Raw genomic sequence first — 26,593 nt, forward strand, 5'->3', positions numbered from 1 at the left:
CCCGTCCCCCTGAATGCAGGGCTTGCGTGCCCCGTTTTTCTGTTTGGAAAGGGCGGGCTCAAAGCCCGCCCGGATCAACTTATTCGCAGCTATAGCTAACGCCGTTGGCCGCATCGATCTTGCGGATCACGTCCCAGTACTCCTGGTAGGTCATCTCAAGAAACTGACCTTCGTTGGATTTCTCGAATTCCTTCTGAAGCGACGTGCCTTCCCACTCGAAGTTGAAGAACGCATTGCGGATCTTTTCCTTCAATTCTGGTTTGAGATTATGCGCCGTGCCATAGCCCGTGGTGGGGAAAGTCTGCGAGGTGTAGATCGTCACCAAGTCGTCCTCGGCGATCACATCGCGGCTGATCATGCGAAATTTGACCGAATTGGCGATGGAGGCTGCCGGATAATCCTTGTTGGCCACGCCCAGGATCGAGTTGTCGTGCTTGCCCGAAAAGACTGCTTCAAAATCGCGTTCCGGGACCATGTCGAAATCCGACTTCAAGATGGCGCTGGGTGCCTTGAAGCCCGAGTTTGAGGTGGGCGAGGTGAAGGCCATTTGCTTCCCCTTGATGTCCTCGACCTTTTCAATGCCCGAGCCGGGGTACGTAATGATCTCCATCTCATAGCCGAAACTGCCATCGGTGGAGGCCATGATGGTGAACGGGTTGAAGCCCGCGCAGTTCACCGCCAGCGGGTTGGACCCGGTGTTGAAGCCCGCAATATGCAACCGGCCTGACCGCATCGCCTCGATCTGTGCGGCGTTGCTCTGCACCGGGAAGAATACGATCGACTTGCCGGTCTCGGCTTCCAGGTGGGTCAGGAAGTCCGACCATGCGTCTTTGTAGACGGCAGGGTCTTCCACCGGCGTAAAGGCAAAGATCAGCGTGTCCGGATCAACCTGATCGGCCGGATCTGTGGGGGTGTCCGCGATCAGGTCGCCGTCCACGTCGCAGAACCGTTCGTCCAGATCACCGCGGGGGCAATCCTGTGCGGCGGCGGGCCCGGCAAAGGCCAGCGCCAGCGCAAAGGCGGCACCGCTCAGAAGTGTGGATTTCAATGTCATGTTTCTCTCTCCCTTATGAACTTCTTTGCCCGCACGCTAGCGTGAAGACCCCATGACATAAAGGAGTTATTTCGGCCTCCCCGAATGGGATCAGCCCGCCGCAATTCCGTGATCGGACCAGTGTTCGAACCGGTCTGCTGCCCCCAGATCGGGCAGGGGATGGTTCAGATAGCCGCCATTGAAAAGCCGGAATGCAACGCCCGCGTTGGCGGCGGTGTCGTAATCCACCTTGCTGTCTCCGACATAAAGCGCGGACTGCGGTGCGGCCCCCATCCTGGTGATCACATCCAGCAGCGGTGCCGCGTCGGGCTTGCGCGGCTGGCCGTCCTCCGCCCCGGCGATCACATCGAAAAAGCGCGCCAGATCAAGCGCCGCGCAAAGTGCCACTGCCGCCTGCGCAGGCTTGTTGGTGCAGATGGCCATCGGGACGCCACGCGCATGAAAATCTTCCAGCGCGTCGCGCACCCCCGGATAGGGCCGTGTCAGCGTTGTCATGTCGCGCTGATACGCCTCCAGCACATGCGCCAGCGCGGTCTTGTGGGTTTCAGAATCGGTGCCTCCCGTGGCCTTCAGACACAGATCGGTCAGCACCCCGATGCCGTTGCCGATGAACGAAATGATCGTGGGCAGATCCAGCGTCTCGCGCCCCAGCTTGCGCAGTGCCATATTGACGGCGGCGTGAATGTCGGGCGCGCTGTGAACCAGCGTGCCATCCAGATCGAAGATAAGCGCAGATATGTCAGTCATGGCGCAGGATTACCGCGAAGCCCGCCGGGGTGCCACGCCTGTTTCACAGGGCCGCCGCAAACTGTTTCAGGCAACCATCGCCCGAACCGGCGTGTCCTTCGTGTCGCCTTCCGTCTCCGCCTCGGGACGCGGGAGCGACAGGATGAAGGTACTGCCCTGACCGGGGGCGCTGGTCGCAATCAGATCCCCGCCGTGGGCCTGCGCGATATCGCGCGAAATCGCCAGCCCCAGACCGGTGCCGCCGTATTTGCGGCCCGAACTGTTGTCGACCTGATGGAACGCCTCGAACACGCGGCCCAGATGCTCTTCCGGAATACCGATGCCGGTATCGCTGACGCGGAACAGGACGTTTTCGTCCGTCTCGCTGATATCAAGGGTGATCGTGCCTTTGTCGGTGAATTTCGACGCATTGCCGATGAGATTGATCAGCACCTGCTGGATCCGCTTGTCGTCGGCCACCAGCGCAAATTCGTTGACATGCGCGGATAGGGTCAGACCCTTTTCCTCCACCATCGGGCGCATCTGGTCGATCACGGGCTGGGCGATGCGGGCGGCATCGGTGTCGACCATGTCCATCGACAACGTACCTGAATCCACCTTGGCAAAATCAAGGATCTCGCTGATCAGCGTGAACAGGTGGTTGCCCGACCGTTCCAGCGATTCCATCATGGTGGCGATCTGGTTGTTCATCGCATCCAGCTTGGGCAGGATGTCGTCGCGCGCCTCCGGGTGCGCCTCGATCTCGCTGATCAGCTTGCGATAGACCGGCATCGCGCGGACGTTGCGCGCCAACTTGGCATGGCCCAGGATCACCGTCAGCGGCGTGCGCAACTCGTGGCTGAGCACACCCATGAAATCGGTCTTGGCCTTGTTGGCCGCTTCCGCCGCCATCTGCGCCTTTTTCAGGTCGGTAATGTCGATGCGCAGGCCCACCACGCTGCCATCATCCATCGGGCGGTCGTAGGCCCGGATCAGACGGCCATCGGCAAGGATCTGCTCCTTGTCAGACGATTTGTCATGCAGGCGCTTGGACCATTCCTCGTACCATTCTTCCTCGCGGCCGATGGCATCCGGGATCAGCTTCTTGCGCAGGTTCGCCTTGACGATGTCTTCGTACCGCGCGCCCAGCCGCACCATGCCGGACCCGCCCGCAAGCTGCTTGTACTTGTTGTTGAAGGCCACCAGCCGACGGTCCGCGTCAAACATGACAAAGCCGTGGTCCAGCGCCTCGATCCCCACCGACAACTGACGTTCCGCCCGGCGGCGGGTGTCGAACAGGCGCATCACATACCACAGCGACAGCAGGCTGATGCCCATCGCCGCATAGATCATGAACCACCGCGGCAGATGATTGGGCCGGTGACGCGGCCAGCCGCCTTCGGGCGTCGCGGCCAACTGCCATTGCCCGAACGGCAGGTTGAGGCTTAGGCGAATGGGGTTCTGGTCCAGCACCGCGATGTCGCCGAACATCACCTGCTGGCTATAGGGCCAGACCGCTTCAACTTCGCTGATCAACATGTTGAATTTGGTCTCGAATTCCGGAAATCCGACCTTGTTCATCAGCTTGTCGTAATCCAGCACGATTGAAATCATGCCCCAGGGATGACCGGGACCGGGGCTGCTGTTGTCATAGACCGCCCGCGACAGGATCAGCCCGCGCCCGCCCGTGGCCAGATTGACCGGGCCATTGATCAAACCCTCATCCGCGCGCAGCGCCGCTTCAAGCTTGCGGTAATAGGCGCTGTTGACGCGGTAATCGGTCCCCATGATGCCTTCTTCCTCGGAACGGGGGAACACCATGGTGGCGATCTGGTTCGGGGCGGCCACGACGCTGCGCACTTCGGGGTTGTTCAGGATGTAATCAACGGCCTTGAGGTTGAACTCTGTCCGGTTGAGGTCGGGCTTCTGCCCGATCTGCGCCGACAGGTCGTTCAGATCCATGATCCGGTCAAACAATTCCGACTGCATCCGCTCGCGCACTTCGATCATTCGCACGGTCGCCGTCAGCTTCGCGTCACGCACGTAGTTCTGATAGGTCAGGTTCTCGATCTTGTGCGCCACGACGACCATGATTGCCGCCAGTGCCGTAAACAGCACAAGCCGCATCATCGTCTGCCGTTTTCTCGCCCGTGAGAAGGAAAGCACCTTCCGCTTGGGATTGTCTTGTGTATCTGCGTCGCTCATTCTGCCTGCCACCGAGTTTACTGTCCGGGCGCTCATTAAGGTCAGAATGTGCCAAATGATTCTGTGGATTTTAGGGCAGATATAAGGGATTCTTCAATTTCTGGGTGAATCGCGGCAATCGCGACAGGCTCAGGGTTTCACACATAAAAATAGGGGGGAGGAGGCGCATTGCAGCTGATGCACTAAACACACCAGATCGCGTAATGGTGGAATTGGGCAAGAACAAGGCGCCGTATCCACGGGTCAGTCGCGCCAATGATGGCGGCGCGCCAGCAGCGGCTTACGCCACGTCGGTGCATCGGTCGTCGCGGCGATCAGACGTCGATGAAGCCCAGTTTCTCCAACGCGATCCGCGCGCCTTCGCGCTGCTCCGCTTGCCCGCTCAACAGCGTCGCATTCAGCTGTTTGATCAGGGCGGTCAGGGCCCGGTTGCGTTGTTGATTGGAAATGAAATCAGGCACTTGTTCAGGCAGAAGGTTCTGAATGTGCTGGATCGGATGAGACGTGACATAGCCGGTTTCAGTCATAGACAATAAAGCCCCCCAAGGCGTTATCCACAGAATCGGCGACCCGTCCCACAGGTGCCTGAGCCGTAGCTGAGCGTGTTTCGCCCAATGAGTCCACCGTTTCGGAAGGGCTGTCTTAACCAAATCTTCACGTTTCTAATGCACGCGCGCCCGGCCTGCTGCATTAACTGATATGCTGAATGGTCGTGAATCCTTCGAAGGTCGGTGCACCTTCATGCAGTTTTGCCGTCGCACCGGCCCCCTTGTGCGCCGCGCGGAAGGCATCCGACCGCGTCCAGCCGCGAAAAGCCTCCTCATCCCGCCAGACGGTATGAGACGCATAAAGGATCACGCCCTCCACCTCCGGCCCGCGCAGCATGTGGAATTCGACAAAACCGTCCATCTGCTTGAGGTGGCTGTCCCGTCCCAGCCACAGCGCCTCGAAGGCGTCGGCATTGGCGGGGGTGACGTGAAAGCGGTTCATGGCAATATACATCGCGCGGTCCTTCAGTTGGAAAAAGCGGCGCAGGGATCGTCGCGCCGGGGTACCAGGGTTGTCATCGCACCGTCAAAGGCCGTGCCGTTCTGCGGCCCCTCCACGAAAGCAAACGCGAAACGGCGCACATCGGGTGCGATGCGTTCCAGGTACACGGGCATGCCCCAGTCGGTGCGCACATGCCCATTGCCCAGGATCACCACAACGGGCGCGCCGTGATCGGCCAGAGCCTGCAGGGTGACGCGCGCGAAATGCGCATCGCGCAGGCGCTGTGCCTCAACCATGCCGGGCATCATCTCAAGCGGCATCGCTTCGCAATGCGCGTCAAACTGCATCTGTTCGCGCGCCTTCTGTTCGGCGTCGGGCAGGGGATCCGTCAGGCCATAGTCATCCGCGCCCGCGCCAAAGACCGCCGCCGCCCCATCGGCAAAAGCCGCGCGCACGGTGTCACGGGGCAGGGCCATGCCCACCACCTTCGCATCGCCCAAGGCTTCGAAAATCGGCTGGTACAGCGCGAAATCCGGCCAGCCCGCCTGGTCCCAGCCAATCCGCGTGCCAAGCGTTGACACGTCACCTTCATCGGCTTCAACCATGGCTGCCTGTTCGGGGTTCAGCATCTCGAACACGACCGCCGCAGGATCAAGCGCGCGGATCAACGCCGCTTGTCCGGCGTGGTGCGCCCCGTTGTCGTGGGTCTCTCCGATCAGTACCACGTCGGCCGCCGCCATCGCCTCAAGCGTCGCCGTATCAGGCAACGGGGGATCGGCGGCGGCGGGCAGGGCAAGGGTCAGACCCAGCAGAAGGGCGGCGCATCTTTTCATGGCTGGGAACCTAGAACGGCAGCGCGAAAAAACGAGGCCGCGATGGCCGCGCCCTCACCCGCAAACAACTTCGATCAAGGAGGGACCGTCACCTTCAATCCCCGCCCGCAAAACACGCGCGAAACCATCCGCGTCCGTCACCCGCGTGCCGGGAACCCCGTGCCCCTTGGCCAGCGCCACCCAATCCAGTTCCGGCCCTTCCACATCGAACATCGCCTGCGCGTTCGCGCCATAGCTGTTCACGCCCACGTTCTTCAATTCGTCGCGCAGAATCTGATAGCCGCGATTGGCAAAGATGATCACCGTGACGTCCAACCCCTCACGCGCCATGCTCCACAACGATTGCAGCGTATACATCGCCGTACCATCGCCGATAAGCGCGACGACCTTGCGGTCCGGGCAGGCCATCGCCGCCCCCACGGCCATAGGCAGACCCAGACCAATCGCGCCCCCGGTCCCCCCCAGCACATCGTGCGGACGTGACGCCTGCGTATGCGGCATCACCTCCCGGCCAGAAGTGATCGCCTCGTTACACACGATTGCATTCTCCGGCAGCAACGCCGCCAGCGTCTGTCCCACCTTGGCCAGCGTCAGATCCCCCGTCGGGACCGCCGGCAGGTTCAGTGTGGTGCGCACCGGTTCTGTGTTGACGGCGCCGACCGCCTCCGCCAGCGCGTTCAAGGTCCATGTGATGTCCTCCTCCGGCGCGCAAAGCGTCGTGACCGCACAGCCCGGCGGCTCCGGCAGGCTGGGCTTGCCCGGATAGGCAAAGAAGGCCACGGGCCGTTCCGCCCCCAGCAGCGTGAGCGAGGCGACATCCGCCAGTTGCGCGATCTTGGGGGTCACGGGATAGACCAATTGCTCAATCTGAGCGGTGCCCGCACCCTTGGCGATCCGCGCCAGCAACGTATCGCAGACAAGCCGACAGCCCGTGCGCGCCGCGATGCGCCCCGCGATCTCGCGTGCCGCGCCGAACAAGGCCACCCCGCCGATCATCAGCGCCGCACCGGGTTGTTGCAATTGCCGTGCCGCCGCGTCGACCGCTGCCGCATCAGGTTGGCGCAGGGCAGGGGGTGCGGCGGCGGTCATCGGCCCCTCCGCTGCGTCCCATGCGGTATCCGCAGGCAGGATCAGCGTCGCAATCTGCCCGTTGCGGCTGCGCGCGGCGCGGATCGCATCGGCACCGTCGGAGGCGACGCTGGTGGCATCTGGCGACATCCGCGTCCAATGGCTGACCGTCTGGCTGATCCCCACCGTGTCGCCCTTCAGCGGGCTTTCGTATTGCAGATGATGGATCGCGTGATCCCCCATCACGTTCACCATGCCCGACCCCGCCTTGCGCGCGTTGTGAATGTTGGCGAAGGCGTTGCCGAAACCGGGAGCCAGATGCAGCAATGTCCCCGCCACATCCCGCTTCATCCGGAAATACCCGTCCGCCGCGCCACTGGTGCCGCCTTCGAACAGGCACAACACACAACGCATGTCGGGGTGCGCATCCAGTGCAGCTACAAAATGCATCTCGGACGTGCCGGGATTGGCAAACACGGTGTCGACACCGCTGGCCAGCATGGTTTTGACAAGGCTTGTCGCGCCGTTCATGGGGGATACTCCGCGTGGTTCTTCGGCACCCTAGACCCAAGCGGGCGGCGGGGACAATGGCGCGCGGCACCCCTGATGCACGTTGGCCCGCCCCGGAATAGCTGTTGCATCGCCGTGCCGAATGCCCTTTGTTTAATTGCGGAAAATCAAGCATCCCAAAGGGAGACACCTATCATGAAAAAGCTGCTCACAACCACCGCCCTCGCGCTCAGCGTTGGCACCGCCGCGATGGCCAACTGCGACAAGGTCACATTCTCCGACGTGGGCTGGACGGACATCACCGCCACCACCGCCGCCGCGACCGTGGTGCTGGACGCGCTGGGCTATGAGACGGAGATCAAGATCCTGTCGGTGCCGGTCACCTATACCTCCATGGCCGCCGGCGACATCGACGTGTTCCTGGGCAACTGGATGCCCACGATGGAAGCCGACATCGCCCCCTACCGCGAGGCTGGCACCGTCGACACCGTGCGCGCCAACCTGCAAGGGGCCAAGTACACGCTGGCGGTCAACAAGGCGGCTGCAGACATGGGCATCACCTCCTTTGACGCGATTGCCGCAAACGCCGACGCGCTGGACAGCAAGATCTACGGGATTGAACCGGGTAACGACGGCAACCGCCTGATCCAGTCGATGATCGACGACAATGCCTTCGGCCTGTCGGGGTTCGAGGTCGCGGAAAGCTCCGAACAGGGGATGCTGGCGCAGGTCCAGCGTCTGTCGCGCAAGGGCGAACCGATCGTGTTCCTCGGCTGGGAACCGCATCCGATGAATGCGAATTTCGAACTGACCTACCTTGAAGGCGGCGATGATTTCTTCGGTCCCGATCTGGGTGGTGCCACAGTCTATACCAACACGCGCGCAGGCTATGTTGGCGACTGTCCCAATGTTGGCAAGCTATTGGAAAACATGGAATTCACGCTGGCCATGGAAAATGAGATCATGGGCGCGATCCTGGATGACGGCGAAGACCCCGATGATGCCGCGCGCGCATGGCTGTCGGCCAATACCGATACGGCCGCAAGCTGGCTTGACGGTGTGACCACCAAGGACGGTGGTGACGCGAAAGCGGCCGTGATGGGCGCCATCGGCGGCTGATCCGCCCTTTGACAAAACGCCGGGCGGCCCTTTCACACGCGGGCCGCCCGGCACCCACTTCCGCAGGCTGCGGCACGAAGGACCCACCATGAATTGGCTGACAGAGAACAAGATCCCCATCGACGACTGGGCCGAGGGGGCTTTCGACTACCTCCAGATCAACGGGGCATGGTTCTTTGACGGTCTGGCGCTGGGGATGGAATGGCTGATCGACGCAATCCTGTGGCTTTTGCAGACACCGCATCCGCTGATCATCGTGGCGCTGTTTGCCGCCCTGACATGGCTGATCCAGCGCAACTGGAAGACAGTGTTCTTCGTCGTGATTGGCTTTGTGTTCATCCTCAACCAGGACTATTGGGAGGAAACCACCGAAAGCCTGACGCTGGTGTTGTCGGCCTGCGTGGTCTGCATGGGGCTGGGTGTGCCCATCGGCATTGCTGCCGCACACCGACCGCGACTGTACCGCTTCATGCGGCCGGTGCTGGATTTGATGCAGACGCTGCCGACCTTCGTCTATCTCATTCCCGCGATTGTCTTTTTCGGCATCGGCATGGTGCCGGGCCTGATCGCCACCGTAATTTTCGTGCTGCCCGCACCCATCCGGCTGACGCAGCTTGGCATCGCCTCCACCCCGCGCGCGCTGACTGAGGCGGCGGAAGCCTTCGGCGCCACTCCGCGCCAGACCCTGTGGAAGATCGAACTGCCCTACGCGCTGCCGCAGATCATGACGGGGCTGAACCAGACGATCATGTTGTCGCTGTCGATGGTGGTCATCGCGGCGTTGGTGGGCGCGGACGGGCTGGGCGTGCCGGTGGTGCGCGCGCTCAATCAGGTGAACACCGGGCTGGGGTTTGAAAGCGGTCTGATCATCGTGGTCGTGGCGATCATGCTCGACCGGATGCTGCGGGTGGGCGAGAAATGAGCACGGCAGTCAAATTCGATAACGTTTCCATTGTCTTCGGTGACAAGCCGGGGAAGGCCTTGCCGCTTATGGACGACGGTCAAAGCCGGTCCGAGGTGGAGGCAGCCACCGGGCAGGTCCTGGGCGTGCATGATTGTTCGCTGGAGGTGGAGACGGGGGAAATCCTTGTGCTGATGGGGCTGTCCGGCTCAGGCAAATCCACGCTTTTGCGCGCGGTCAACGGGCTGAATCCCGTGGTGCGGGGGTCGGTGACGGTAAACGATGGCACGTGGTCTGCGACGACGCCGGGATGCTCCGCAGCTGACCTGCGCCAGATCCGGCGCGAATGCGTGTCGATGGTGTTTCAGCAGTTCGGCCTGCTGCCCTGGCGGACAGTGCGTGACAACGTGGCGATGGCGCTGGAATTCGCCAATATTCCCAAAACCGAAAGGTTAACGCGGGCCGATAAACAGCTTGCTTTGGTGGGGTTGTCCGACTGGGCCGACCGCAAGGTGGGGGAGCTTTCGGGCGGCATGCAGCAGCGCGTGGGCCTTGCGCGGGCCTTTGTTACCGAAGCGCCGATCCTGCTGATGGATGAGCCGTTCTCTGCACTTGACCCGCTCATTCGCTCACGGCTTCAGGACGAACTGCTGGACCTGCAGCGCGATCTCAAACGCACGATCATCTTCGTCAGTCACGATCTGGATGAGGCATTCAAGCTGGGCGGGCGGATCGCGATTATGGAAGGTGGGCGGATTGTACAGATGGGAACGCCGCGGGAGATTTTTTCGAACCCCGCATCGGAGTATGTCGCTGATTTCGTGGCAAATATGAACCCGCTTGGCGTGCTGACCGCGCGTGATGTGATGATGCCGCAGGACAAGTATGCCACCGATGGCACCGTCGCTGTGGAGACGCCGGTGGCGGATATCATCGCGCGGCTGACGGACAAGGTCGCCTCGCTTGAAGTGGTGGAAGACGGCGCGGCCGTGGGGACGATCACGGCGCAGAGTATCGTGGATCGTCTGAAAACGTAGGGTGCGCATTCATTGCGCACCGATAGGATCACCCAAACCGGACGGGCGATGCGCAATGAATGCGCACCCTACGGGTTTTAACATCAGGTAAATCTTAACGGAAAAGTGTGAATCTGTCCCCGCGGGGACAACGTTAACAGCCCCTGTCAGATGATCAACGGCAGGCGGTTGGCGGTATAGGACAGGGTGATTTCCCGGTCCATTTCCGGATCATGAAGCCGCGCGCGGAACTGGGCGGAAGGACGCACGCTGCCGATGGCGGGCAGGGTGCCGCACATCATCGCAAAGCCGTCTTTCATGCCTGCCGCCTCGATCAGTTTTTCCAGCGGTCTGATCTTGGACAGCTTGCCCTTCTGGTAGCCGACCCATGCACCGTTCTCGAAAATCTCTGCGCTCAGCACCAGGTCATCGAGGCGGTCCGCGACGCTGGACCAGGACCACAGCTGCGTCCCCACGGGTTTCGGGCACATCTGTTTGGAGGCGGCGACGGAGGTTTTTTCGAACTCCCGATCCGTATGATCGGACCCAAGGCCCAGCCACAGTTTGCCACCGGCCTGCACCACCAGCGGTTCCGCTTCGCCGGAACTGGCCTTGCCCAGCACATCGATCTGATCGGCCTGCGTCAACAGATTTGCGCCAGTACGGTAATAAAGGGGGGTCCGCGAAGGCGCGGGGATGCCGATGGCCATCAGTTCATTGATATGATGCCGCACGGCTGCCGCGTCCCGGCCGGTCCAGCCGGCGATGATCAGCGTCTTGATCGGTGCATCGAGGGGGCCGGTGTCTGTGTCGAAGTGCATTGGGATTCCTTGAAGGCTGGCAATGCCTTACCAAAGCGGTAAGCTGCATGGATTGCAAGGCGGGATGGATGCAAGGTGACGCTGGATCAGATCAAGACGTTTTTCTGGGTGGCCAAGCTGGGGGGCTTTCGGCGTGCCGCGGCGCAGTTGAACCTGTCGCAACCCGCCGTCTCCAACCGGATCGCCACGCTGGAGGACGCCATGCGGGTGACGCTGTTCGAACGGGGTGACACCGCCTTGAAGCTGACGCGGGAGGGCATGACGCTGATGGGTTATGCCGAACAGATGCTGTTCGTGCAGGAGGAAATTCGGCGGCGCGTCAGCAACGCCGCCGAGATGGAAGGGCTGTTTCGCATCGGCGCATCGGAGACCATCGCGCAAAGCTGGTTGCCGGAGTTCCTGCGGGTCTTTTCGGCGGCCTATCCGAAGATTGATGTGGATCTGACTGTCGATATCTCCCGCGACTTGCGGGAAGGGTTGGTGGGGCGGCAGTTGGATGTGGCGTTCCTGATGGGGCCGGTTTCGGATTTCACCATCGGCAATGTGGCGCTGCCGCAGTTTCCGCTGACCTGGGTGAAGGCGGCAGGCGCAGGCGCGGTTGATCTGGCGCGGGTGCCGGTGATCTCGTTTTCGGCCAACACGCGTCCCTACCGGGAATTGATGGCCGCATTGCGCGGGCGGTTGGGGCCGGGGGTGCGGATGTTTTCCTCTGCCTCGTTGTCGGCATCGTTGCGGATGATCGCGGCGGGCGTTGCGGTGGGGCCTTATCCGCGCGCCCTGGCGGGACCGCTGATCGCCGCGGGACAGATCGAGGCCTTTGATCCCGGTCTCACGCCCAACCCGCTGGAATTCACCGCGTCCTATCTGGCGGAGCCCTACGATTCCCTCTCCGAACAGGCCGCGCTGATGGCGCGGGAGGTGGCGTTGGAATGGGATGCGGCGCAGTCGGGGTGATAACAAATATCTATCACGACTGATCCGAAATCATAATTTGAACTGAAACAGCGAACATGTGACCTTTGCCCGGTCTGGGGAGGCTGCGCACATGCTGGATCACGAAACGCCCTATGCGGCCCTGCGCGGTCAGAACGCGGAGAAAGTCCGTGCGGAGATCAGGGCGGGACGCTATGCGCGCCATACGGCGGGGCTGGCACCGGGCAAGCTGCAGTGCAATTTGGCCATTCTTCCCGAGGATGTCGCGCTGGATTTCATGCGGTTCTGTCAACGCAATCCCAAGCCCTGCCCGGTGGTGGGCGTGGGCGACACGGGCGATCCGATGCTGCGCACGCTGGGCGCGGACATCGACATCCGCACGGACGTACCGCAGTACCGGGTGTACCGCGACGGGACGCTGGCGGAGGAAGTAAGCGATATCAGGGCGCTGTGGCGCGACGATCTGGTGGCGGTTGCGCTGGGCTGTTCCTTTACCTTCGAAAACGCGCTGATGGAGGCGGGCATTCCCGTGCGCCACATCGACGAGGACAAGACCGTGCCGATGTATTCCTCGTCGCTGGCGCTGACGCCTGCGGGGCCGTTTGGCGGCACGATGGTGATCACCATGCGGCCCATCCACGAATCCCGCGTGGAGGATGCCGTGCGCATCTCCGCCGCCTTCCCGCAGGCCCACGGCGCGCCGGTGGCCATCGGTGATCCGGCGGAGGTGGGGATTGACGATTTGAACACCCCTGACTGGGGCGAAGCGGTCGAGGTTCGGGCGGATGAAGTGCCCGTTTTCTGGGCCTGCGGCGTCACCCCGCAAAATGTATTGCTGCAAGCGCAATTGCCGCTTTGCATCACCCACAAACCCGGCTGCATGCTGATCGCGGATGCCGGTGAAAGATCGGACACCAACGTGCTGTCCCGGTATCCAACTCAAGATAACACCAACTAGGAGAACACCAAAATGCGTAATCTTATCATGGCTCTGGGCGCTACGACTGCGATGGTCGCACCTGCTGCGGCGGAAAACCTGTCGGTTGTCGGATCGTGGTCCGGCCTGCCGCTTCACAAGCAATACGAGGCCCCGTTCTGGAGCGAGACGCTGCCGGGCAAGGCGGATGTGACGGTGGAACTGACCACGCACAACCAGATGGGTCTGGGCCTTGGCGATATCTATCCGCTGCTGGGGCAGGGGGTGTATGACGTGGCGATGACCGTGGCGGATTATGCGGTGTCCGATGCGCCTGAGCTGGAAGGGCTGGACGTGCCGATGATGGCGGCGACGGCGGACGAGGCGCGGGTGATGGTCGATGCGGCGCGCGGGATGGTCGATGACATCTATGCCAACCGTTTCAACGCCAAGGTGCTGGCAATTGCGCCCTATCCGCCGCAGGTCGTTTTTTGCAATGCAGAGATTGCGGGGCTGGATGATCTGAAAGGTCTGAAGGTGCGCGCGTCGGGTCGGATGACGGCGAAATTTCTGGAGGCGTTGGGTGCGGAGGGGATCAACGTGTCCTTCTCTGAAGTGCCGGGTGCGCTGCAGAAGGGTGTTGTGGATTGTGCCGTCACCGGCGCAGGCTCGGGATATTCCGCGGGTTGGTGGGAAGTGTCCACGCACCTGTTGCCGATCCCTCTGGGCGGTTGGGACCACGTGGTCACGGCGATGAACATGGACAAGTGGAACGGGCTGAGCGCGGAGATGCAGGGCACGATCATGTCGTCGATCAAGGCGGATTTCGAAGACCCGGCCTGGGCGTCGGCGCAGGATGCGCTGGTCAATGACATCGCCTGCCTGACCGGCAACGGCGATTGCCCTGCAGGGGATGCGCGCGGCATGGTTCTGGTGGAGGCGACCGATGCGGATACCGCACGGGCCAGTGAGATTTTGCAGGCCGAAGTGCTGCCCGAATGGGCTGAGCGTGCGGGTGCGGAATGGACGCAGCGGTGGAACGACACGGTCGGCAAGGCTGTGGGTGTGACCATCGAGTAATCTCCCCCGTGGGGCGCGTGCGGTGTTGGCGCGCGCCCTGCATTTTCATTGAAAGGAACCCCGCCATGGCTGAGAGGCTGATCGACGTGTTGCGCGGCATCAACCGTGTGGTTGCCTATCTGGTAGGGGTGCTGCTGTTTGCCTGTGCGGCCTTTGTGCTGGCCGATATCCTGCTGCGGCAGGTGGGGGCGTCCTTTGGCGGGACGGATGAAATCTCGGGCTATGTGATGGCCATCGCGACCTCCTGGGGCATGGCTTATACGATGCTGGAGCTGGGGCATGTGCGCATTGATCTGGTGCGGCGCAGGCCGGGGCCGCTGGGGAGGGCGTTGTTTGATATTGGCGCGCTGGTGGTGACAAGTGCGGTGATCGTGCTGATCGCGGTGAAATGCTGGCCGGTGCTGGCGCGGTCGATCCAGAACGGGTCCACCGCGAACACGCCGCTGGAGACGCCTTTGGTCTGGGTACAATGGCCGTGGTTTCTGGGCTGGGTGTGGTTCGCGTTGATGGCTTGCCTTCTGAGCCTCGCGGCGCTGAGCCTGATCCTGAGGGGGCAATTCGACAAGTCCGAACAGGCGATTGGCGCCTTTGGCGAACAGGACAGCGCGATATGATCGGGTATGTTGCGGTCGGCCTTCTGGGCCTGTTGAGCCTGTCGATCCCTGTCGGCATCGTGCTGTTCCTGTTGGGGTTCGGGATTGACCAGTTCTTCAGCTCGTTCCCGTTGATCAAGGGGCTGGGCAACATGGTCTGGTCGTCGTCCAATTCCGCGACGCTGGTGGCGATCCCGTTTTTTGTCTTGTTGGGCGAGATATTGGTGCGCAGCGGTGTGGCCGCGCGGACCTATTCGGCGTTGGACAAATGGGTGTCGTGGCTGCCGGGTGGGTTGGTGCATGCCAATGTGGCGACGGCGACGATGTTTTCTGCGACCTCCGGGTCCTCTGTGGCAACGGCTGCGACTGTCGCGACCGTGGCGATGCCGCAGGCGGAGCGGTTGGGGTATGATCCGAAGCTGTTCTCGGGTGCTATTGCAGCGGGTGGCACGTTGGGGATCATGATCCCGCCGTCGATCAACCTGATCGTCTATGGGTTCCTCACGCAATCCTCCATTCCGCAGTTGTTTTTGGCCGGGTTGATACCGGGGCTGGGGCTGGCTTTGGCGTTTATCATTATGACGGCACTGATCTGCATGGCGCGGCCTCACTTGGGCGGTGAGCGGCGGGTGTTTCCGCTCAAGGAGATGGTCGGGGCCTTGGCGCATTTGTTGCCGATCATTCTGCTTTTCACCGTCATCATCGGATCAATCTACAACGGCTGGGCCACGCCGACGGAGGCCGCTGCCGTAGGTGTGGGCGGTGCGCTGGTGATCGCGCTGTTTTTTGGCGGTGTGTCGGTGTCGATGCTGGGGGAGAGTATCTTGGGCACGGTGAAGGTCACCTCGATGATCATGCTGATCGTGATTGGCGCGTCGTTTTTGAACTTCACGCTGGCCTCTGCGGGCTTGGGCCGTGAGTTGGATGCGTTCCTGACCGGGCTGGGGTTGTCGCCCCTGGGGATGATCATGGTGATCGTGCTGATCTACATCGTGCTGGGGTTCTTTATTGAAACCCTTTCGCTGATGGTGGTGACGATCCCGATCATCGTGCCGATTGTGGTGGAGCTGGGATACGATCCGATCTGGTTCGGGATTTTGATGATTGTTCTCATTGAGATGGCGTTGATCACGCCGCCTGTTGGGTTGAACCTCTATGTGGTGCAGGGGGCGCGGAAGTCGGGGCATCTGAATGAAGTGATGCTGGGATCGGTGCCGTATTGTCTGATGATGCTGGCGATGGCGATGGCGCTGATTGCGTTTCCGCAGATTGCTTTGTTTTTGCCGGAGGCTTTGCGGTAGGGGGGAAGTCCGCTTCGTCCCGCATAGCCGACATTTCCCCATCCACAATGCCCGGCGGCCGCAAGCGGCCTTGATTCCGGGCGGGGACATTGTTGGAGGGGTAGGGTGCGCATTTATTGCGCACCGCTGGTCGGCGTGTTGAGGGTGGATGGTGCGCAGTAAATGCGCGCCCTACGTTGTTATTTCCAGCCGACCTGGTTGAAGATCTTCTGCGCCTCGGGGACGTTTTTGGCAACCGCCGACAAATCCACGGCGTCCGCTTTGAACTCACCCAGCTTTGCCACGCTTTCGCTCAGCGCAGCGCCCTCTACAGCCGGAAACTCATCATTGCCGGCGGAGAAGTACTGCTGCGCCTGGTCGGAGGCCAGATACTCCAAAAACGCGATGGCGTTCTCAAGGTTCGGGGCATTCGCCGCCACACCGCCGCCTGACAGGTTCATATGCGCACCTTCCGCGTCTTGCGCGGGGAAGACCCAGCCGATGCCGTCGATGTCCGCGCTCAACCCGCTGACGTCTTTGCGCAAGGCGCGGGCGAAGTAGTAGGTGTTGGCCACCGAAATATCGCACTGGCCCGATACGATGCCGCGCAACTGATCGGTGTCGCCGCCTTCGGGGTCGCGTGCGAAGTTGTCGACCACGCCTTGCGCCCATGCGGTTGCGGCTTCAACGCCGTGGTTTTCGATGACGGCGGCCAGCAAGGTTTGGCTGTAGACGTTGGAGGACGAGCGGTGGCAGACCATGCCCTTGTAGGCCGGATCGGCGAGGGAGACGTAGTCCATCGGTGGGTTTGCTACGCGGTCTTTAGCATAAAAGATGATCCGCGCGCGTTGGGAGAAGCCGAACCACTGGTTATCGCTGTCTTGCAGGTTGGCGGGGATTTTTTCTTCCAGCACGGCGCTGTCGATGGATTGCAGCACGCCTGCGTTCTTGGCGCGTTCCAGCCGCGATGTGTCGACGGTCAGCAGGATATCAGCGGGGGAATTGGCGCCTTCGGCCTGCATCCGCGCGATCAACTCATCGGCTTTGCCTTCGATGCGGTTGATGGTGATGCCGGTCGCATCCGTGAAGTCGGAATAAAGACGTTCATCGGTGTCGTAGTGGCGCGAGGAATAAAGGTTCAACTCCCCTTCGGCCATGGCCATGCCGCCTGCGGAGAGGGCCGTGGCGGTGGCGAGGATAAGGGGGGTGATGCGGGGTGATCTGGTCATTGGATGCTCCAAGAATGAATTCCTTACTGATTAAGTCAGATATCAGAATTTCAGCACATGTCCACATCTCTTATCAAAATAGTCAGAAATCTTCCGATGTCCGGGAAGGGTCAGGAAAAGCGATCAGGCCGCGCCGGCTGACAGGAAGGACTGCCTGAAATAATCCGCGATGCTGAGCGCGGATTGCGGCAGGTCCGCGCCCTTGCGCCAGGCAAGCCCGACGTCCATTGACGGGATGTCCTGATCGGTGGCCGCCGTGCCGATGCGTTTGCCTTCCAGCGACCAGGGACGGTAGACCATGTCGGACAGGATGGTGATGCCTTGCCCGTTGGCGACCATCGACCGCACCGCTTCGACCGAGGACGTGCGCAGGGTGACATGCGGCTGATAGGTGTTCAGGCTCCAGTACCGCATGGTGGTATGCGCGGCCTCATCCACGGTCAGCATGATGTAGTCCTCGCGCGAAATCTCCTCGAAGGTGGCCTTGCCGCGACGGATGAACTTGTGCCCGTTCGCCGCCCACAGCCGCCGGGGGGAGCGCAGGAGGGTCTGGGTTTCGATCTCCGGATTGGTGAGGTTTGAAGTCAGCACCACGGCAAGGTCAAAGCGGTTGGACAGCAGCCCTTCTTCGATGCTTTCGCGGTTTAGTTCGCTCAGCCTTATCTCAAGGTTCGGGTAAAGCTGTTTCAGGCGGTTCAGGTGATAGGGCAGGAAATAGCCGATCACCGTATAGGTCGCCGCGATGGAAATGGTGCCTTTGACCGGGGACTGTCTTTGCGCAACCCGCCGCGCTTCATCAAGCTTTTCAAGGATCTCGCGGGAGGAGGCGAGGAAATCGCGCCCGGCTTCGGTCATCTCCATGCCTTGCGCGGATCGGATGAAAAGCGGCGCGCCCAGTTCCGCCTCAAGTTCCTTGATGGCGGAGGTCACGGCGGATTGGGAGATCGACAGTTCATTGGCCGCGCGGCTGACCTGCCCGGATTCGGCGGTGGCGACGAAAAACTTGAGGTGACGGAAGTTCATGGAGGCAGGGTATTCAGAAAAATGAGGGCCGTATATAGGAAAATCAGATAACGCTCAGGTTGTAGCCTGTCCATAAAACGCAGTGTTCATTGATCAAATCGGTATCCACAGATTTTCGCAGTTTCTGATAATTCGATAATGGGCCATCAAAAATGAATATTTTACATATTCCGCCTTTTTGGTGACGCTAGGGCACCGCCACACATGGGAGCTGCCGCCGATGACTGCGCTGATCGACCTGAATTGTGACATGGGAGAAGGCTTTGGCCAATGGGTGCTTGGTGAAGCCCCCGATGAAGAAATCATGGCCTTGATCAGTTCCGCCAACATCGCCGCCGGTTTTCATGCAGGCGATCCCAATTCCATGGACCGGGTCGTGAAGCTTGCGCATGACTACGGCGTCGGGCTGGGCGCGCATCCGGGATACAATGATCTGCAGGGCTTTGGTCGCCGCTACATCAAGACCAGTTCGGAAGAACTGGTGAACGACATCGTCTATCAGGTCGGCGCGATCCGCGAATTCGGGCGGCGGCATGGCATCGGCTTGCAGCATGTAAAGCCGCACGGCGCGCTTTATATGGAAGCGGCGGTGAATGAGGAATTGAGCCAGATGATCGTGGACATGCTGCTGAAGACCTGCGGCGACACGATATTGTTCTGCATGGAAAGCTCGCTCACCTACGGGATCGCCAAGCAATCGGGCCTGCCGGTGGTGCGGGAATTCTATGCCGACCGCGACTATGACAATTCGGGCTCCATCGTTTTTGCGCGGCAGGTGGGGCGGCCCGACCCCAGTGCGATTGCCGAAAAATGCGTGAAGGCCTGTCAGACGGGCATGGTCACCACGGTGGAAGGCGACGAGATGCAGATCGGGTTCGAATCGATCTGCTTTCATTCCGATACACCGGGCGCGCTGGAGATCGGCAAGGCCATCCGCACGAGGCTGACGGAGGCGGGAATCACCATCGCCTCGGCCAAGACGGTTCTGGAACAAAATAGTTAAAGCAAAGGGTTAGAGCATATGGCAGACATTCAATCCCCCCTTCCCGGCACGTTTTATCACAAGCCGTCCCCGGAGGAGCCACCGTTCAAGGGCACAGGCGACGCGGTTGCCGTGGGCGATGTGATCGGGCTGGTGGAAGTGATGAAGACGTTCATCGAAGTGAAGTCGGAAATCGCGGGCAGCTTTTCGGGCTATAGCGTCGATGATGCATCACCCGTCACCGCGGGCCAGGTTTTGGCGACATTGGGCTGATGGCGATCAAACGCCTTTTCATTGCCAACCGGGGCGAGATTGCAGTGCGGATCATCCGCGCAGCGCAGGGCCTTGGCATCACCACCATTCAGGCGCATTCGGAGGCGGATGCGGATATGCTGGCGGTGAAACTGGCGGATGAGGCGGTGTGCGTGGGGCCAGCCCCTGCCAAGGACAGCTATCTCAACATCGATGCGCTGATGGCGGCGATCGCTGAAACGGGCGCGGATGCGGTGCATCCCGGTTATGGGTTCCTGTCCGAAAGCCCGGCGTTCGTGCGCGCGGTGGAAGCGGCTGGCGTGACGTTTGTCGGGCCATCGGCGGCAACGATTGAGCGGATGGGCGACAAGGTCGAGGCACGCAAGGCGGCGGAAGCGGCGGGGGTGCCGGTTGTGCCCGGATCCAAGGGGCGCGTTGAGACGGTGGACGAAGCAGCCCGCGTGGCGGCCGAGGTTGGTTATCCGGTGATGATCAAGGCCGCGGCAGGCGGCGGCGGCCGCGGTATTCGCGTGGCCGATACCGAAGATGAACTGCGCAAACTGGCGCCGCAGGCCCAACAGGAAGCGGCGGCGGCGTTTGGGGATGGGGGATTGTATCTGGAACGGGCCATCCGTTCGCCCCGGCACATCGAAGTGCAGATACTGGGTGATGGTACTGACGCGGTGCATTGTTTCGAGCGGGAGTGTTCCCTGCAGCGTCGCCGTCAGAAGGTCTGGGAAGAGGCGGGAGCCGCTTGTCTGGACGAAGAAACCCGCGCGACGCTGTGTGCATCGGCCGTTGCGTTGGCAAAGGCGACTGAGTACCGCGGCGCAGGGACGCTTGAGTATCTCTACGACACGAAGAGTAGCGAGTTCTTTTTTATCGAGATGAACACGCGTATTCAGGTGGAACATCCGATCTCCGAGATGATCACCGGTGTTGATCTTGTGCAGGAGATGATCAAGGTCTGCGGCGGTGCGAAGCTGAGCATGACGCAGGACCAGATCGTCCGGAACGGCCATGCGATCGAGGTTCGGATCAATGCCGAGGATCCGACGATGCAGTTCATGCCTTGGCCGGGCAAGCTTGAGGCGATGACCATCCCCAAAGGGGACGGCATCCGGTTCGATCATTTCCTTTACGAGGGCTATCAGGTCCCGCCGTTCTACGATTCCCTTCTGGGCAAGGTGATTGTGCATGCACCCACGCGCGCAGAGGCAATCGAAAAGATGAAGAACGCCTTGCAAGGCATTGATCTGAAGGGTTTAAAAACAACAATTCCGCTGCATCTGGCCTTGGCTGATGATCCGGACGTACGCGCCGGGGATTTCCACACACAATGGCTGGAGCCATGGCTGGAAGCGGGCAATCTGACACAGACAGGAGGTGCATCTTGAAGACACGTTATACCTTTGGCGGGGATGAGCACATCTACGTTGAGATGGATGAGGAGATGTCGCTGGACGCGTTTTTCAAATCGCTCTCCATGTCCAACGCGGTGCGCGATGCGAATATCCCCGGCGTGACCGAGATTTGTCCCGCAAATGCCTCGTTCCAGGTTAAGTTCGACCCGGATGTGACCCACCCCGACGACATGCTCAAGCGCGTGCAGGAGTTGGAGCACAAGGCGGAAAGCGCGGACAAGCGCATGACCACGCGGATCATCGAGATCCCCGTGTATTATCAGGACCCGTGGACCCATGATTGCGTGATGCGCTTTCGGGAGCGGCATCAGGATCCGTCGGGCACCGATCTGGAATATGCCGCGCGGATCAATGGCTATGACAGCGTTGAGGCGTTTATCGAGGCGCACCATTCGCAGCCGTGGTTCGTGTCGATGGTGGGCTTCGTGGCCGGGCTGCCGTTTCTTTATCAGCTTGTTGATCGGGACAAGCAGTTGGAGGTGCCGAAATACCTGCGCCCCCGGACGGATACGCCCAAGCACACCGTGGGCTATGGCGGTTGTTTTTCCTGCATCTATTCGGTGCGGGGTGCAGGCGGGTACCAGATGTTTGGGATAACCCCGATGCCGATCTATGATCCGGAGCAGAAAACCAGCTATCTCAGAGACTTCATGGTGTTCTTTAAACCTGGCGACATCGTCAAATGGAAACCGATTGACCGTGCGGAATACGACCGGATCGAGGCGGCGGTGGCGGCAGGCACCTATGCCCCGCGCATTGCCGAAGTGGATTTCGATCTGGAAGCCTTCAACGCCGATATGGAAGGCACCAACGCCAAATTGATGGAGGCGCTCAATGCCGCTTGAAATCATCAAACCCGGACTTTCGACCTCCGTGCAGGATCTGGGCCGCCCCGGTTATTTCCACCTTGGTATCCCGATCAGTGGCGCCATGGACCGCTATGCGCTGCGCGCGGCGAACTTGCTGGTGGGCAACGACGAAGGGGCCGCAGGCTTGGAAGCCGTGTTCATGGGGCCGGAGATCAAGTTTACCGAAGATGCGACCGTGGCCGTTTGTGGTGCAGACATGCCGATTATGGTCGACGGGGCGGCGCAGGACGGCTGGACGTCGTTTGACGTCAAGGCCGGTCAAACCCTGGGCTTTGGGTTCCTCAAGACAGGCGCGCGCATTTACATCGCGGTGTCTGGCGGCATTGATACGCCGCCCGATCTGGGCAGCCGGTCCACCTATCCGATTGGATCGCTGGGCGGTGTCGATGGGCGCCCGCTTCAGGAGGGGGACAGGATCCCCATCGGAAGTGGTGCAGGCAAGGCGGGTCGTTCGGTACCTGGCGACCTGCGGCGCGGGCCAGGCAATCCGGCGCAATTGCGGGTGCTGCCGGGGCTGTACTGGAACCGCCTGACGGAAGCGGCGGGCAAGGGGTTCTTTGAGGATACCTGGATGGTCGCACCAGAGGCGGACCGGATGGGATACCGCTTCAAGGGGGGGCGCGCGCTTGAATTCGTCGACCGCGAGCCGCCCTTTGGTGCGGGCGCTGATCCGTCAAATATCGTCGACGGGTGTTATTCCTATGGCTCTATCCAGGTGCCGGGTGGCACCGAACCGATTGTGCTGCACCGCGACGCGGTGTCGGGTGGCGGGTATTTCACCCTTGGCGCGATCATCTCGGCCGACATGGACCTGATCGGGCAGTTGCAGCCCAACACGCCGGTCAACTTCGTGAAAGTCGATATGGAACAGGCGCTTGCGGCCCGACATGAACGCAAGGCCGGACTGCAGAAAATTCGAGACGCGCTCAACTAAGGGCCGCTCACCCCGCGCGGGTAACCGCGTTTCTTTGACAGAACTGACAAGGAGGTCAGAACGATGAACTATGTCCTGAAGACAGCAACAGCGCTTGCATTGGCAACGGCGATTCCCGCAAGCGCCATCGCAGCCGATGCCTGGTACCCCTATGAGGCTGAAGAGGTCACGCCGGCCTTCGCCGCCGATGGCAGTGTCAACGCGGTGACCTATACGCCGCTGGAAAAGGCCGAAAAAGCGTGGAACATCTGCGTGTCCTTCCCGCACATGAAGGATGCCTATTGGCTGGGCGTGAATTATGGCGTGGCGGAAGAGGCCAAGCGTCTGGGCGTGAAGATGAACAACGTCGAGGCGGGCGGCTATACCGAACTGGCCAACCAGATCAGCCAGATCGAGGATTGCGTGGCCGGTGGCGCCGACGCGGTGGTGATCGGGGCGATTTCGTATGATGGCTTGAACAACGTCATCAGCGAGATTGCGGGCAAGGGCATTCCGGTCATCGACGTGATCAACGGCGTGTCTTCGACAGACATTGCCGCCAAATCGCTGGTGTCCTTCCGCACTATGGGCGCGGAGACCGGCAGATACCTGGCTGAAAAGCACCCCGCAGGCAGTGATCCGGTGAAAGTCGGCTGGTTCCCCGGCCCGGCCGGTGCGGGCTGGGTCGAAGCGGCGCATGCCGGTTTCCTTGATGCGGTCGAAGGATCGGCCGTGGAAGTGCTGGAGCCGCGCTTTGGCGACACCGGCAAGGAAGCGCAGTTGAAACTGGTCGAAGACGTGCTGCAATCCAACCCGGATGTCCGGTACCTGGCGGGTACGGCGGTGACAGCCGAAGCCGCACAGGGCCTTATCAGGGAGCGGGGCCTGCAAGGCGAGGTCGACCTTCTGGCGTTTTACATGACGCCGGGTGTCTATACGGGCATCAAGCGGGGTTTCATCCTTGCCGCGCCTGCGGATTCCATGGTCATTCAGGGCCGCATCGCGATGGATCAGGCTGTGCGTATTCTGGAAGGCAAGGAATACGTCAAGCACGTGGGCCCGAAGATCTTCGTGGTGGACCCCGACAACATCAACGACGTGCCGCAGACCGATATCCTGCCTGCGGATGGCTACAAGCCGGTGTTTTCCGTCGATTGATCTCAAGCGGGCCGGGGGGATTCCCCTCCCGGCCCGGTATCGGAGCAGGATATGACAGCCCCCCTGATCAAGACCACCGGTCTTTCCAAACAATACCCCGGTGTGCTGGCGCTGGATGCGGTCGATTTCGACCTTGTCCCGGGCGAGGTGCATGTGTTGTTCGGTGAGAATGGTGCGGGCAAGTCCACGCTGATTTCGATGCTGGCCGGGGCCAATACGCCCAGCGGTGGCACGATAGAGGTTTCGGGCGAAAGGGTGCAGTTTGCCTCCGTGGCGGATGCGCAGGACAAAGGGATCTACACCGTCTTTCAGGAATTTTCGCTGATCCCCACGCTGACGGTGGCGCAGAACATCTTTCTGGGGTGGGAGCCACGGCGCGGCCCGTTCATCGATCATCGCGCCATGCGCCGCCGTGCAGCCGAGATGTTTGCGGAACTGGATTTCGAGATTGACCCCTCCGCCATCACCGCAACGCTGAGCCGCGCCCAGCAGCAGATGGTGGAGATCACCAAGGCCTTTCATGGTGACATGAAGGTGCTCATTCTGGATGAGCCGACCGCGTCGCTGACGGACCGGGAAGTCGACCACCTGTTTGATTTTATCGAGACGCTGAAGGCCAAAGGGGTGGGGATCATCTATATCTCCCACCGGATGCAGGAATTTGCGCGCATTGCCGACCGGATCACCGTGCTGCGCGACGGAGCGTTGATTGGTACAGTGAAGATGAGCGAGACGGATGATGCCGCCCTGGTTGAGATGATGGCCGGGCGCGAGATTTCCCAGATCTATCCCAGTATCGCGCGGCAGAACGGGACGGTGCGGATGGCGGTGGCCGATCTGCGGACCACCGGCACGGCGCCTTGCAGCTTTGAGGTGCGTGCGGGCGAAGTGCTGGGCGTGGCGGGGCTTGTCGGATCGGGCAAGTCGCGGTTGTTCCGCGCGATCATGGGATTGAACCCGCGTCAGGGCGGGACCGTGACGCTGGCGGGCCATGATATCACCCGCGCCCGCACGCGCGATATCATTCAGGCGGGCGTCTATTACCTGTCCCCGGACCGCAAGAGCGAGGGGCTGGATCTGGCCAAATCCTGCAACGCGAACCTTGGCGTGAACCCGATGATGGCGCGGCTGGACGAAAAACTGCGGGGTTTCGTCAATTGGCGCGCCATCGGGGCCAAGACGGCAAGCATCGCGGACCGGGTGGAACTGTCGCCCGGATATCGCCAAAAACTGGTGTCGCAACTTTCCGGTGGAAATCAACAAAAAGTGTTGTTTGGCAAGGCCTTCGGGCAGGACATTGATGTATATATCTTCGATGAGCCGACCGTGGGGGTGGACATGGGCACGCGGGCCGCCCTTTACCTGCTGATCAAGGAATTGGCAGAGGCGGGCAAGGCGGTTGTTCTGATATCGTCGGACCTGCCGGAGGTTTTGAACCTCTCGCATCGGATGCTGGTTTTTGCCCATGGCCGGATCACGGCGGAGCTCAGCGGTGATGAGATCACCGAAGACACGGTCCTGAAATACTTCTTCGACGAAAGTGGAGCCACCGCATGAGTGACGCAACGCAATCCAATCCGGTTTTTGGTTTCATTCGGCGTCTGTTCCTGCGTGTGGGGGTGCTGCCGTTCTTTTTGGGCATCGCGCTGGTCGTTTTCACAATTATGTCCGATAAGTTCCTGACAATGCAGAACCTTATCAATGTGGCGCGACAGTCAGTTTATCTGGTTCTGGTGTCGATGGGGCAGATGATCGTGCTGATCTCGGGCGGGTTCGACCTGTCAGTCGGCACGGCAATTGCCCTGACGTCGGTGGTGTCGGCGCTTGGCATGGTCTGGGCGGTCGGCCTTTTTCCCGAAGCGGTCTGGCTGGCCATCGCGATTGGCGCGCTTCTGGGGTTTGGGGCGGCCTTGCTGATCGGGGCGGTGAACGGCCTTGGTGTGGCCTATTTCGAGGTGTCGCCCTTCATCATGACGCTGGGGGTGTCCTCCGTCGGAGCGGGGTTGGCGTTGTTCCTGACAGGGGGTGTACCGGTCAGCGGCATGCCTTTTGCCTTCGGCGATACCTTCGGTTTTGGCCGCTGGTGGGGCGTGCCGGTGCCGGTGGTCGTGGCGTTGATCTGCATCGTGGTGATGTGGGTGTTCATGTCGCGTACGCGGCTGGGCACGCAGGTTTACGCGGTCGGGGGCAACATCAAGGCCGCGCATCTGTCGGCCATCGACACCAAGCGGACGCTGATGACGGCCTATATCATTTGCGCGCTGATCGCATCGCTGACGGGCCTGTTGCTGACCGCACGCGTTGAATCAGGAGAGGCGAACCTGGGGGGGACCATCGCCCTTGAATCCATTGCGGCCTGCGTCATCGCGGGCGTCTCCCTGCGCGGCGGGATTGGCCGGGTGGAAAACGTGGTTTTGGGGGCGTTTTTCATTGTGCTGGTGCAGAACGGCATGAACCTCGCGCAGGTCAGTTCCTACATGCAGATGGTCCTGCTGGGCGCACTGCTGATCTGCGCGGTGATCTTCGACCAGATGCGTTACCGCATGTTGATGAGCGGGGGCTGAAATAACCCCATGCCCTGCGGCTGCATTTGCGAAAGCTGAATGTCACGCGGTGCAGCGGGAACGCCATCGGCACGGCGAAATGCACCGCAGGTCCGCCATCGGCATACCATGGAAGGCCCTTGGAAAAAGCATCA

The 26,593-nt window shown here is 61.1% G+C and carries 26 protein-coding genes; 16 read left to right on the top strand and 10 right to left on the bottom strand.

The window, feature by feature from the left end; genetic code table 11:
- Positions 1-79: 79 nt before the first annotated feature.
- From phnD to AB4X18_RS16430, 7 genes are all read right to left on the bottom strand, one after another.
- Positions 80-1,054 (bottom strand): phosphate/phosphite/phosphonate ABC transporter substrate-binding protein, encoded by a 975-nt coding sequence (phnD, locus tag AB4X18_RS16400; protein WP_370401098.1) that lies wholly within the window; start codon positions 1,052-1,054, stop codon positions 80-82.
- 90 nt (positions 1,055-1,144) lie between these two features.
- The gene (gph, locus tag AB4X18_RS16405) at positions 1,145-1,801 is read right to left on the bottom strand and encodes a phosphoglycolate phosphatase (protein ID WP_370401099.1); all 657 of its coding nucleotides are present in this window, start codon (positions 1,799-1,801) and stop codon (positions 1,145-1,147) included.
- Positions 1,802-1,867: 66 nt separating this feature from the next.
- Positions 1,868-3,985 (bottom strand): sensor histidine kinase, encoded by a 2,118-nt coding sequence (locus AB4X18_RS16410; protein ID WP_370401100.1) that lies wholly within the window; start codon positions 3,983-3,985, stop codon positions 1,868-1,870.
- A gap of 314 nt (positions 3,986-4,299) precedes the next feature.
- Positions 4,300-4,512 (bottom strand): hypothetical protein, encoded by a 213-nt coding sequence (locus tag AB4X18_RS16415; RefSeq protein WP_370401101.1) that lies wholly within the window; start codon positions 4,510-4,512, stop codon positions 4,300-4,302.
- Between the two features lie 163 nt (positions 4,513-4,675).
- Positions 4,676-4,987 carry an antibiotic biosynthesis monooxygenase family protein gene (locus AB4X18_RS16420; protein ID WP_370401102.1) on the bottom strand — a complete coding sequence of 104 codons (312 nt, stop codon included), beginning with the start codon at positions 4,985-4,987 and terminating at the stop codon, positions 4,676-4,678.
- A gap of 11 nt (positions 4,988-4,998) precedes the next feature.
- Positions 4,999-5,808 carry a ChaN family lipoprotein gene (locus AB4X18_RS16425; RefSeq protein WP_370401103.1) on the bottom strand — a complete coding sequence of 270 codons (810 nt, stop codon included), beginning with the start codon at positions 5,806-5,808 and terminating at the stop codon, positions 4,999-5,001.
- Positions 5,809-5,862: 54 nt separating this feature from the next.
- Positions 5,863-7,407, bottom strand: coding sequence for an acetolactate synthase large subunit (locus AB4X18_RS16430; RefSeq protein ID WP_370401104.1), 1,545 nt, complete (start codon positions 7,405-7,407; stop codon positions 5,863-5,865).
- Positions 7,408-7,581: 174 nt separating this feature from the next.
- On the opposite strand from AB4X18_RS16430, the gene choX reads away from it, so the two are divergent.
- The 3 genes from choX to choV all read left to right on the top strand — a co-directional run bounded on the left by choX (position 7,582) and on the right by choV (position 10,443).
- Positions 7,582-8,505, top strand: a complete 924-nt coding sequence (gene choX / locus AB4X18_RS16435; protein WP_370401105.1) for a choline ABC transporter substrate-binding protein — start codon at positions 7,582-7,584, stop codon at positions 8,503-8,505.
- An 88-nt stretch (positions 8,506-8,593) separates the two neighbouring features.
- Positions 8,594-9,427, top strand: a complete 834-nt coding sequence (gene choW, locus AB4X18_RS16440) for a choline ABC transporter permease subunit (RefSeq protein WP_370401106.1) — start codon at positions 8,594-8,596, stop codon at positions 9,425-9,427.
- Positions 9,424-10,443: a choline ABC transporter ATP-binding protein gene (gene choV / locus AB4X18_RS16445; protein ID WP_370401107.1), complete on the top strand. Its 1,020-nt coding sequence runs from the start codon at positions 9,424-9,426 to the stop codon at positions 10,441-10,443. Before choW ends, choV begins: the two co-directional genes overlap by 4 nt.
- Before the next feature lie 146 nt (positions 10,444-10,589).
- Here the strand turns inward: choV and AB4X18_RS16450 are convergent, their stop codons facing one another.
- Positions 10,590-11,243: a DUF2848 domain-containing protein gene (locus AB4X18_RS16450; RefSeq protein ID WP_432816803.1), complete on the bottom strand. Its 654-nt coding sequence runs from the start codon at positions 11,241-11,243 to the stop codon at positions 10,590-10,592.
- 75 nt (positions 11,244-11,318) lie between these two features.
- Between AB4X18_RS16450 and AB4X18_RS16455 the strand changes: the two genes are divergently transcribed.
- The 5 genes from AB4X18_RS16455 to AB4X18_RS16475 all read left to right on the top strand — a co-directional run bounded on the left by AB4X18_RS16455 (position 11,319) and on the right by AB4X18_RS16475 (position 16,066).
- Complete coding sequence (locus AB4X18_RS16455; protein ID WP_370401108.1) at positions 11,319-12,197, top strand: LysR family transcriptional regulator; 879 nt, start codon at positions 11,319-11,321, stop codon at positions 12,195-12,197.
- Positions 12,198-12,288: 91 nt separating this feature from the next.
- On the top strand, positions 12,289-13,134 hold the full coding sequence (locus tag AB4X18_RS16460) for a putative hydro-lyase (protein ID WP_370401109.1): 846 nt from the start codon (positions 12,289-12,291) through the stop codon (positions 13,132-13,134).
- Positions 13,135-13,146: 12 nt separating this feature from the next.
- Complete coding sequence (locus AB4X18_RS16465; protein WP_370401110.1) at positions 13,147-14,172, top strand: TRAP transporter substrate-binding protein; 1,026 nt, start codon at positions 13,147-13,149, stop codon at positions 14,170-14,172.
- Between the two features lie 65 nt (positions 14,173-14,237).
- Entirely contained in the window at positions 14,238-14,786 is a 549-nt protein-coding gene (locus AB4X18_RS16470) for a TRAP transporter small permease subunit (protein ID WP_370401111.1), read from the top strand.
- The gene (locus AB4X18_RS16475; protein ID WP_370401112.1) at positions 14,783-16,066 is read left to right on the top strand and encodes a TRAP transporter large permease; all 1,284 of its coding nucleotides are present in this window, start codon (positions 14,783-14,785) and stop codon (positions 16,064-16,066) included. The genes AB4X18_RS16470 and AB4X18_RS16475 overlap by 4 nt, the downstream gene beginning before the upstream one ends.
- Before the next feature lie 179 nt (positions 16,067-16,245).
- Here the strand turns inward: AB4X18_RS16475 and AB4X18_RS16480 are convergent, their stop codons facing one another.
- Positions 16,246-17,208, bottom strand: coding sequence for an extracellular solute-binding protein (locus AB4X18_RS16480; protein WP_432817430.1), 963 nt, complete (start codon positions 17,206-17,208; stop codon positions 16,246-16,248).
- Between the two features lie 189 nt (positions 17,209-17,397).
- Entirely contained in the window at positions 17,398-18,297 is a 900-nt protein-coding gene (locus tag AB4X18_RS16485) for a LysR substrate-binding domain-containing protein (protein WP_370401113.1), read from the bottom strand.
- A 220-nt stretch (positions 18,298-18,517) separates the two neighbouring features.
- On the opposite strand from AB4X18_RS16485, the gene AB4X18_RS16490 reads away from it, so the two are divergent.
- The 8 genes from AB4X18_RS16490 (at position 18,518) to AB4X18_RS16525 (ending at position 26,459) form a co-directional block, all read left to right on the top strand.
- Positions 18,518-19,300 carry a 5-oxoprolinase subunit PxpA gene (locus tag AB4X18_RS16490; protein WP_370401114.1) on the top strand — a complete coding sequence of 261 codons (783 nt, stop codon included), beginning with the start codon at positions 18,518-18,520 and terminating at the stop codon, positions 19,298-19,300.
- A gap of 18 nt (positions 19,301-19,318) precedes the next feature.
- A complete protein-coding gene (locus AB4X18_RS16495; protein ID WP_370401115.1) occupies positions 19,319-19,552 on the top strand; it encodes an acetyl-CoA carboxylase in 234 nt (77 codons plus the stop codon).
- Entirely contained in the window at positions 19,552-20,928 is a 1,377-nt protein-coding gene (locus AB4X18_RS16500; protein WP_370401116.1) for an acetyl-CoA carboxylase biotin carboxylase subunit, read from the top strand. The genes AB4X18_RS16495 and AB4X18_RS16500 overlap by 1 nt, the downstream gene beginning before the upstream one ends.
- Complete coding sequence (locus AB4X18_RS16505) at positions 20,925-21,800, top strand: 5-oxoprolinase subunit B family protein (RefSeq protein ID WP_370401117.1); 876 nt, start codon at positions 20,925-20,927, stop codon at positions 21,798-21,800. The genes AB4X18_RS16500 and AB4X18_RS16505 overlap by 4 nt, the downstream gene beginning before the upstream one ends.
- Positions 21,790-22,758 (top strand): biotin-dependent carboxyltransferase family protein, encoded by a 969-nt coding sequence (locus AB4X18_RS16510; protein WP_432816804.1) that lies wholly within the window; start codon positions 21,790-21,792, stop codon positions 22,756-22,758. Before AB4X18_RS16505 ends, AB4X18_RS16510 begins: the two co-directional genes overlap by 11 nt.
- 63 nt (positions 22,759-22,821) lie before the next feature.
- Positions 22,822-23,895: a TMAO reductase system periplasmic protein TorT gene (gene torT / locus AB4X18_RS16515; protein ID WP_432816805.1), complete on the top strand. Its 1,074-nt coding sequence runs from the start codon at positions 22,822-22,824 to the stop codon at positions 23,893-23,895.
- 51 nt (positions 23,896-23,946) lie between these two features.
- On the top strand, positions 23,947-25,452 hold the full coding sequence (locus tag AB4X18_RS16520; protein ID WP_370401119.1) for a sugar ABC transporter ATP-binding protein: 1,506 nt from the start codon (positions 23,947-23,949) through the stop codon (positions 25,450-25,452).
- Positions 25,449-26,459: an ABC transporter permease gene (locus AB4X18_RS16525; protein ID WP_370401120.1), complete on the top strand. Its 1,011-nt coding sequence runs from the start codon at positions 25,449-25,451 to the stop codon at positions 26,457-26,459. The genes AB4X18_RS16520 and AB4X18_RS16525 overlap by 4 nt, the downstream gene beginning before the upstream one ends.
- Positions 26,460-26,593 lie beyond the last annotated feature (134 nt).

Origin of the sequence: Sulfitobacter rhodophyticola, assembly GCF_041281685.2 — a bacterium.
In the GTDB taxonomy this organism is placed as follows: Bacteria; Pseudomonadota; Alphaproteobacteria; order Rhodobacterales; family Rhodobacteraceae; genus Sulfitobacter.